Here is an 8,633-nt window from a genome sequence, read left to right as displayed (position 1 = left end):
GTCGCCCGCGTTCATCCAGCTCTTCGACCAGACTTCGATACTTAGACCGAAGCCAGCACACAATGGTCTCGTCTCTCATCCCTGCTCTTGTGCAGAGGCTCTCCACTCCGGTCAATCACTATTGCGGTAAGTTGTTTCCTGCCACCGCCTAACGGACTATCTCGCGCAACAAGGAGAAGGCGCCTTGGACCCTGTGGCAGTACAGGGGATGGAGACGCGGCTCCCACGGCAGTTACGTGAGATCATTGAAGCGCAGGTCGGACGCTTAGCGGCAGTAGAGCAGGAGGTCTTGGCGATAGGCAGTGTTGGGGGTGTAGTGTTTAGCGTGGCGCAAGTCGTAGCGGGACTGGGGAGGCCGAGTGACGAGATTGACACCATCTGTGAGCAGTTGGTGCGACGCGGCCAATTTCTGGTCGAGCGAGGAGTGGAGCGATGGCCGGATGGGACGGTGAACGGGCACTATGGGTTTCGGCATGCGTTGTATCAAGAGGTGCTGTATCAACAAGTGAGCCCGAGTCGGCGCGCACGATGGCATCAACAGATTGGCCTGCGAACAGAAACAGGTTATGGCGAGCGTGCGAGTGAGGTCGCGGCGGAGCTTGCCGTGCATTTTGAGCGCGGGCGGGATCATGCGCGGGCGGTGCACTTTCTTCAACGGGCCGGAGAGAACGTGTTGGGTCGTGGTGCGCATATTGAAGCCATCGCGTTGCTGTCGCATGCTATTGAGACGCTGAGGGCATGGCCGGACACCCTGGAACGCGTGCAGCAGGACCTCGCCTTGCATCTCGTATTGGGCCCAGCCCTTGTGGCAGGCAAAGGCCATGGCGCACCAGAGGTCGAACGCGCCTACCAGCATGCGGCAGCTCTGTGTGAGCAGTTGCCAAACCACCCGCACCGGTGCTCGATTTTGTCGGGGCTCGGTGGGTACTCTATGGCGCACGGGGACTTCGCTGCGACCTTCGCCCTTGGAGAACAGCTCTTGCCGTTAGCCCAGCACGACACCCAGCTGAACTTCGAGATTCAAGCGCGACGACTCCTCGGCACCCCGCTCTTTTGGCAAGGCCACTTAGTGGCTGCCCGCGAACATCTCGAAAAAGGGATTGTCCTCGCGACAGCACATGCAGCCCCTTCTCGCACGGAGTTTACGCTCGACCCAGGTGTAGCGTGTCGTTCCTATGCCTCTTTCACACTCGCAGCGCTTGGGTATCCGGCTCAAGCGTTATCGATGATCCAAGAGGCCGTGATCGTCGCACAGCGATTGCTTGACCCTCACAGCCTCGCCTTCGCCCTAGAGTGTAGGAGCCGTGTCTATCTCTTGCGTCGCGAAGGCGTGGCAGCCCAAGCGTCTGCCGCAGCGCTCATGACGCACGCCCATGAGCACGGGTTTTCGTATTTTCAGCGACAAGGACTCTTCGATCATGGCTGGGCCTTAGTAGAACAGGGGCAGGAAGAAGAAGGGATTGCTCAGATTCGCCAAGCATTGTGCGCGCTACAAGAGATTGATATTCGCCTTGGTCACTCGCAGGTACTTGCCGCCCTCGGGGAAGCGTGTGGTCAGGTGGGCCAGTTTGAGGAAGGGATGCAGGTCGTTGGTGAAGCACTCACGGAAGTGGCTCAGAGCGGTGAACGAGTGTTCGAGGCGGAGTTGTATCGGCTCAAGGGCGAGCTGACGCTACAAAAGGGGGTTGGGGGTTGGGGATTAGGGGTTGGCAAAGACAAACGACAAAAGACCGAAAGCAAAAATTCCAGAGCGGTTAGCTCCTCCTCCTTACAAGCCCCAAGTCCCAAGCCCCTAGTCCCGATGGAGGTCGAGGATGAGGCTGAGGGGTACTTCCTCAAAGCCATCGCCATTGCCCGCCAACAGGAGGCAAAGTTGCTGGAGTTACGCGCAGTGATGAGCTTGGTCCGTTTGCGGCAACACGCCACCTATCACGCATTACGTGCTACACTCGCTGAGGCACTCAACATGTTATCTGAGATTTATGAGTGGTTCACCGAAGGGTTTGACACCAAAGATTTGCAAGAGGCGAAGGCACTTCTGGAAGAATTGAGTGATCGGGCGATCGGGCCATGTACTCATTGAGTCATTGCATCATCGGGTCATTGAAAAAAGTTTTCGTCACTTGCTCGATGACTCAGTCACCCGATGACCCGATCCCTCAATATAGAGCCAACATTGCCACAAAGAAGCTTTTGCTAATACTGCCGTAGTCTCGCCCACCGCTCACGGTGCCACGCCGCATCACCAAAAGTCATCTCCGTCGCCCGTGCCCGTTTGAGGTAGAACCCGGCATCGTGCTCGTCGGTCATGCCGATGCCACCATGCATTTGTACACCTTCGTTTCCGGCGAGGATGTATGTGTCTGAACAACGCGCTTTGGCTAGCGAGATCAGTGATTGCCAGTCTGGTTCATTGGCATCCGCAGCTCGTGCTGCAGCCATAACCGTTGATCGCGCTAGCTCAAGCTCCATGAAGAGTCGAGCGGCGCGATGCTGCAAGCCTTGGAAGGTGCCAATCAGCGCGCCGAATTGCTGGCGGGTTTTAAGATAGGCGATTGTGTCGTCGAAGATTTGGCTCATGCCACCGAGCATTTCGGCGCACAGGCCAATCGTTGCACGATCAACAACGTGTGACAACGACTCGTATCCTCCATCGAGCGAACCGACAATGCTGTCTTGTCCAACCTTGACGCCATCGAGTGTGAGAATGACTGACGCCCGATTATCGACCCGCTGGAGTGGTGTGAGCTTCACTCCTGGTGTGTCTTTGGCGATGAGGAAGAGGGTAATGCCTTGCGTGTCGTTCGCATTGCCAGACGTGCGAGCGGAAACGATGAAGGCATCTGCAGCCTGACCATCGAGCACCTGAATCTTCTCGCCAGAGAGCACCCAGCTTTGCCCTTGGCGCTCGGCTTTAGTAGTGACGCGATTCAGATCATAACGACTGCGCGACTCTTGATAGGCAACCGTAAGAATCTTCTCGCCACTGGCGATACCTGAAAGCCAGGCTTGTTTCTGCGCCTCACTGCCAGCGTGATTCAGTAACTCTCCAGCAAGCAGCACGGTCGAAAGAAACGGCTCTGGCGCGAGGGTGCGTCCCAGTGCTTCCAGGACAACCGCAAGATCGGCAAGCCCCATACCTGCACCGCCGTAGGTGTCAGGAATAAGAATGCCAGTCCAGCCAAGTTCAGCCATCTGTTTCCACAAGTCACGGGAAAAGCCGATGGCATCATTGGCATCACGCAGTGCGCGAATGCGACTGACCGGCGAATGTTGGCGAACAAAGTCTGCCGCAGTTTTGGCTAATAATTCTTGGTCTTCTGTGAGTACGAGTTCCATGGGAGATCCTTAAACGAAAAAAGTAGGCAGTAGAAAGCTATGGGGCTGGGGGCTAGGGGTTAGGGGCTGGTCCCCTCCTACAAGCCCCAAGTCCCAAGACCCTAGTCCCTAATTCGCGTTTAATCCGGCAACCCCAACACCCTCTTCGCAATAATATTCAACTGAATCTCGCTCGTTCCGCCTTCGATACTGTTGCCACGTGAGCGTAGCCAGTCATGGGTCAGGGCAATCTCACGTTCAGTGAACCCTTCGCCTTCCCAGCCAAGGGCATGAGGGCCTGCGATCGAGAGTAAGAGTTCCTGCCGCCGCTGGTTGAGTTCGGTGCCATAAATTTTGAACATCGAGCTTTCTGGTCCGGGCGGACGACCTGCTTTGGCGGCATCACGTGAACGATCGGCAGTAAGTTTGAACGCGAGGTTGTCCATTTCATATTGCGCGATACGATGGCGCAGGGTGGCATCAGCAACGCAACCGTCTTCAAGGCCAACATAGTCTTCTGCCCAATCTTTCATCGTGCGCTTTTTACCACCACCACCGAAGGCAGAGGCGATCATCGAACGCTCGTGATTGAGTAACGCTTTAGCAACTGTCCATCCCTGATTCACCTTGAAGATGACGTTCTTCACTGGAACTTGGACATCAGTGAGGAATGTTTCACAAAAAGGTGAGGAGCCGCTGATCAATTTGATCGGGCGTGTTTCTACGCCAGTTGTGGTCATGTCGACCAGGATAAACGTAATTCCTTCTTGCTTCTTGGCACTCGGATCAGTGCGCACCAGCATGAACATCCAATCGGAAAGATTGGCATAGGATGTCCACACTTTCTGGCCGTTGATGACGAAGAAGTCGCCATTCTGTACGGCTTTGGTCTGCAGCGAGGCGAGGTCACTGCCCGAGCCTGGCTCTGAATACCCTTGGCACCAACGGATCTCGCCCCTGACAATCTTAGGAAGATGTTCAATCTTTTGTTCTTCAGTGCCAAACTGCAGTAACGTTGGGCCAATCATCGTCAAGCCAAATCCAGACAGCGGCTCGGGCAACTTCAGCGCCACCATTTCTTCACGCAGAACTTTGGCTTCGGCTTTTGATAATCCACCGCCGCCGTATTGTTTGGGCCATTCAGGTGCAGTCCACCCACGTGCAGCCATTACCTCCAGCCAACGTTTCATATCGGGATCAGGATACTTCGCTTTGCGTCCACCCCAATTCCCCTCACCCAGTGCGAGGATCATCCCCCTCACTCCTTGTGGGGAATTGTCTAATAACCACTTGCGTGTGTCTGCACGAAATTGTTCGAGGTCGGCCATCGGTTGTCCCTCCTGGAGAATCTACTGATCAGTCACGTTAATTTTGAAAGGAGGTCGCAATGGCGTCATTCCCGCGAGAGCGGGAATCCAGGAGGATGAACCAAAAGCCTCAGCTTGAAGATCCTGGATGCCCGCCTGCGCGGGCATGACGGAGATCTCCCCTCAAACCCAGTGTGACTGGGTACTACACTACTGCGCCGCAACGCCACCATCAACCGGCATTGCCAAACCGGTGACAAAGGAAGCCGCATCTGAGCACAACCACACGACTGCTTCGCCGATTTCTTCTGGCTTGCCCATGCGTCCCACTGGTTCTGCGGCGGTCATGCGTTCTGCTCGACCAGGACGCATGCCAGTAATGCGATCGACCATTGGCGTTTTAATCACTCCTGGACACACGGCGTTGATACGAATGTTCTGCTTGGCGTATTCGAGTGCAGCGGTTTTGGTGAGGCCGACGACACCGTGTTTGCTGGCAACATAGGCAGGCATTTGCGGGACGCCAAGTAAACCGGCATCAGACGCAGTGTTGACGATCGCACCGCCACCTTGTTTGAGCATTTGCGGAATTTGATACTTCATGCACAGCCATACGCCTTTAAGGTTGATGTCGATAACGCGGTCCCATTCTTCTTCAGTGTAATCGATGGTCTTGCGTGTCGTTCCTTCGATACCAGCGTTGTTATGGGCATAATCAAGGCGCCCATAGGTGTCCACAGCTTTCTTCACCATCGCTTCGATATCAGCCGCTTTGCTCATATCGGCTTTGACGAAGATCGCATCACCACCGGCAGCTTTGATCATTTGGACGGTTTCTTCGCCACCAGCGACGACAATATCAGCAACGACAACCTTCGCGCCTTCACGGGCAAAGATCAAAGAGGTGGCACGGCCAATGCCTGAACCTCCACCTGTGACCAACGCGATTTTTCCAGCGACTAATCCAGCCATGAGTATTCTCCTTTTGGCAATGTCCAAAGTCTAAAGTCCAAAGTTGTTCTAGAGAAAGCCGACTACTGCCAACTTTGCAAGGGGGCCTACGTACTGTATGTAGGCATTACGTGATGGGTTCTAACTCTGGGACTGTGCTGTCGTCATCCGCCCGTACTAGCCCGTCATTCCCGCATAGGCGGGAATCCAGGAGCATAGGGTACTGGCCGCTGGTGTTACCTCCTGGATTCCGGGTCTCGCGCTGCTCGCCCGGAATGACGGTACTGTGATCTCACTGCGTATTTCGTGCGCACAGTACTAAGCACTACATTTGAAAAGGTGGCAGAACCATGTACATTCGTCTAGCCCTTGTTGGATGCAAGGAGCTCTGCAATCGGAGGTCGCATGAGTCAGAACAAAAAGTCGCACTATCGCGTGGTGATTATTGGTGCCGGGTCCGGTGGCCTGTGTATGGCCATCCAGCTCAAGAAAGCTGGTATTGAGGATTTCGTCATGCTGGAAAAAGCGGACGGACTGGGCGGCACGTGGTGGCATAACACCTATCCTGGCGCTGAGTGCGATGTGCAATCACACCTGTATTCGTATTCCTTTGAGCAAAAGAACGATTGGTCGAAACCATTCGCCGGTCAGGCCGAAATTCTCGTCTATCTCAATCACTGCGCCGACAAATACGATGTCCGGCGTCATATCCAATTCAAGACGCAAGTGGCTTCGGTACGCTGGCAGGACGACAAGAACCAGTGGCAGGTGGTGACCAGTACGGGTGAAACGATCGAAGCACCGATCGTCGTGAGTGCTTTGGGAATGTTCAACAATCTCGTGTGGCCAACCATTCCGGGTATTCATGATTTTCAGGGAACCTACTTCCACTCAGCGCGGTGGAATCATCAGCACGATATTAGTGGTGAACGGGTTGGCGTGATCGGCATTGCCGCCAGCGCAATTCAGTTTGTGCCGGAGATTGCCCCGAAGGTCGGTGAATTGCATCTCTTTCAACGCACGGCTAACTGGGTGGTGCCGAAAGGCAATACGCCATACACGGCAGAAGATCTCGACTCCTTCCGCAAAAATCCAGAATTGGTGCGTCAGTCGCGAGAAAATATCTATCGCACCTGGAACACACTGTGCACCTTCGACGATAAGAAGGTGCTAGCTGATATTGAGAAGGCCGGGCTTGAACGATTGGCCGAGGTGAAAGATCCTGAAGTGCGCCGCAAGCTCACACCAAACCATCCGTTCGGCTGCAAACGGCCACTGTTCTCGGATGTGTATTATCCGGTTTTTAATCGCGATAACGTTAACCTCATCACCGAGACGATCGAAAAAGTCACGGCGAAGGGGATTATCACGGTCGATGGCAAGCTCCACGAAGTCGACACTATTATCTACTCGACCGGCTTTGAGACGACCACGTACCTCGCTGCACTTGATGTGACAGGGCGCGGTGGGCGGCCACTCAAAGAAGCCTGGAACGACGGTGCGCAAGCGTATCTTGGCATCACAACCAGTGGTTTCCCCAATCTGTTTATGCTCTATGGTCCCAATACTAACCAAGGCAGCATTATCTTCATGTTAGAGCAGCAAGTTGATTACATCATGCGTCAGATCAAACGCATGGAGGCAGAGAAACTTGCCTGGATCGATGTCCGTCCTGAAGTCATGACCGCATTCAACAATCAGCTACAGAAAGATATTGGCAAAGTCGACGTCTGGCAGGCGCAATGTGGCAACGATTTTTATTATCGTTCCAGTTCAGGTCGCCTTGTGACCCAGTGGCCTCACTCGATGGATGCGTTTGTTGAGCAGACGCATCAGGAGGATAGGAAGGCGTTTGAGGTGCAGGCGGTGGGTTGATTACTCGGGGTGGAACCTCACCCCTAGCCCCTCTCCATGACTGGAGAGGGGCGTCCAGTCATCGTAGGCCGGGATAAGGCGGTACGCCGTTCCCGGCTCGCTCTGCCGGAAACGCTCCGCTTATTCCGGCCTACACTGAAATCCCTTTACGTTTTACGTTTTTCACAACACCGCTTTCGCCAACTCTTCCACTTCAGCAACCGCCCCGGCCTTGTCAGTCTTCTTCAACCAGATTGTGGCATGGGTGACACCGATGCTTGCAAGCGGCTTGAGGTCTTCCTTTGTTCGGAACTGTCCTGGCGCGCCAAAAACAATCAGTGTGAGTGATTTGGGATCACGGCCTTTCTCTTTGGCGAGATTGGTAATCGTCGCCCAGCCTTCTTGAATCTTGTCGATCTTCATCCCGGTCGGCAGCCAACCATCTCCCCATTCAGCAATGCGTTTGTAGACATACTTCGATGAACCACCAAGCAACACTGGTGGATGTGGCTTTTGCGCAGGTTTCGGGAACGAGCGCACCGGCGGGAAGTTGTAATACGCGCCGTAATAGGATGACTCTTCTTTGGTCCATAACTCTTTCATCGCGTAGATCGCATCGCGCGTCTGCGTCCAGCGATGTTGGAAATCGGCGCCCATGATCTCGCTTTCTTCCTTTAACCAACCTGCACCAATACCAAACAGGAACCGGCCACCTGAGAAGTGATCAAGCGTGGCGATCTCTTTAGCCATCACTAGTGGATTGCGCTCTGGCACGAGGCAGACACCTGTACCGAGCTGAATCTTGGTTGTCGTGGCTGATGCACGGGCCAACGCAACGAACGGATCAGCAATGACTCCGACCGCTGGCGGAATCCGCCCATCCGGTGTTCCCGGATATTTTGAGCTGTAGTTGACTGGCAGTACTGCATGTTCCGGTACCCAGAACGAAGCAAAGCCTAACTCTTCAGCGCGTTTAGCGACGATCGCAGGATCAGCTGACTCTTGCGATGGCAGAAGAAATACTCCGACTTTCATGACGTCCTCCTTTTATGATGTGACATGATGGAAACGTAATTCTGAGTCCTCCACAGCGCGCGGCGCGGAGCGTGGAGGCAGAAACGAGACAGTGCTATGCTTGGCGGCACGGCCCCGACAAGCTAAGACCGGCGTTGCCAATGGTGCTGCAGGAGCCCATTTCTGAGT

General features: G+C 54.6%; 6 protein-coding genes. 2 read left to right on the top strand and 4 right to left on the bottom strand.

Annotation, left to right across the window (positions count from 1 at the left end; all coding sequences use genetic code 11):
• Positions 1–184 precede the first annotated feature (184 nt).
• Positions 185–2,083: a hypothetical protein gene (locus tag FJ147_25340; protein ID MBM4259211.1), complete on the top strand. Its 1,899-nt coding sequence runs from the start codon at positions 185–187 to the stop codon at positions 2,081–2,083.
• A 113-nt stretch (positions 2,084–2,196) separates the two neighbouring features.
• On the opposite strand, the gene FJ147_25335 is transcribed toward FJ147_25340, so the two are convergent.
• From FJ147_25335 to FJ147_25325, 3 genes are all read right to left on the bottom strand, one after another.
• Positions 2,197–3,339, bottom strand: coding sequence for an acyl-CoA dehydrogenase (locus FJ147_25335; protein ID MBM4259210.1), 1,143 nt, complete (start codon positions 3,337–3,339; stop codon positions 2,197–2,199).
• Between the two features lie 119 nt (positions 3,340–3,458).
• Positions 3,459–4,646, bottom strand: coding sequence for an acyl-CoA dehydrogenase (locus FJ147_25330; protein MBM4259209.1), 1,188 nt, complete (start codon positions 4,644–4,646; stop codon positions 3,459–3,461).
• Between the two features lie 189 nt (positions 4,647–4,835).
• On the bottom strand, positions 4,836–5,597 hold the full coding sequence (locus FJ147_25325; GenBank protein ID MBM4259208.1) for an SDR family oxidoreductase: 762 nt from the start codon (positions 5,595–5,597) through the stop codon (positions 4,836–4,838).
• Positions 5,598–5,981: 384 nt separating this feature from the next.
• On the opposite strand from FJ147_25325, the gene FJ147_25320 reads away from it, so the two are divergent.
• The gene (locus FJ147_25320) at positions 5,982–7,451 is read left to right on the top strand and encodes an NAD(P)/FAD-dependent oxidoreductase (protein ID MBM4259207.1); all 1,470 of its coding nucleotides are present in this window, start codon (positions 5,982–5,984) and stop codon (positions 7,449–7,451) included.
• A gap of 162 nt (positions 7,452–7,613) precedes the next feature.
• On the opposite strand, the gene FJ147_25315 is transcribed toward FJ147_25320, so the two are convergent.
• Entirely contained in the window at positions 7,614–8,465 is an 852-nt protein-coding gene (locus FJ147_25315; protein MBM4259206.1) for an LLM class F420-dependent oxidoreductase, read from the bottom strand.
• Between the last annotated feature and the right edge of the window lie 168 nt (positions 8,466–8,633).

Source organism: Deltaproteobacteria bacterium (assembly GCA_016874775.1).
GTDB lineage: Bacteria > Desulfobacterota > Binatia > Bin18 > Bin18 > VGTJ01.
The sequence above is the reverse complement of the archived record's forward strand: the minus strand, read 5'-3'. Positions and strand labels throughout refer to the sequence as shown.

Bases quoted from the DNA above. Each gene is read 5' to 3' on its own strand.
- FJ147_25335 (MBM4259210.1), bottom strand. From the start codon at position 3,339: ATGGAACTCGTACTCACAGAAGACCAAGAATTATTAGCCAAAACTGCG.
- FJ147_25330 (MBM4259209.1), bottom strand. From the start codon at position 4,646: ATGGCCGACCTCGAACAATTTCGTGCAGACACACGCAAGTGGTTATTA.
- FJ147_25325 (MBM4259208.1), bottom strand. From the start codon at position 5,597: ATGGCTGGATTAGTCGCTGGAAAAATCGCGTTGGTCACAGGTGGAGGT.
- FJ147_25320 (MBM4259207.1), top strand. From the start codon at position 5,982: ATGAGTCAGAACAAAAAGTCGCACTATCGCGTGGTGATTATTGGTGCC.
- FJ147_25315 (MBM4259206.1), bottom strand. From the start codon at position 8,465: ATGAAAGTCGGAGTATTTCTTCTGCCATCGCAAGAGTCAGCTGATCCT.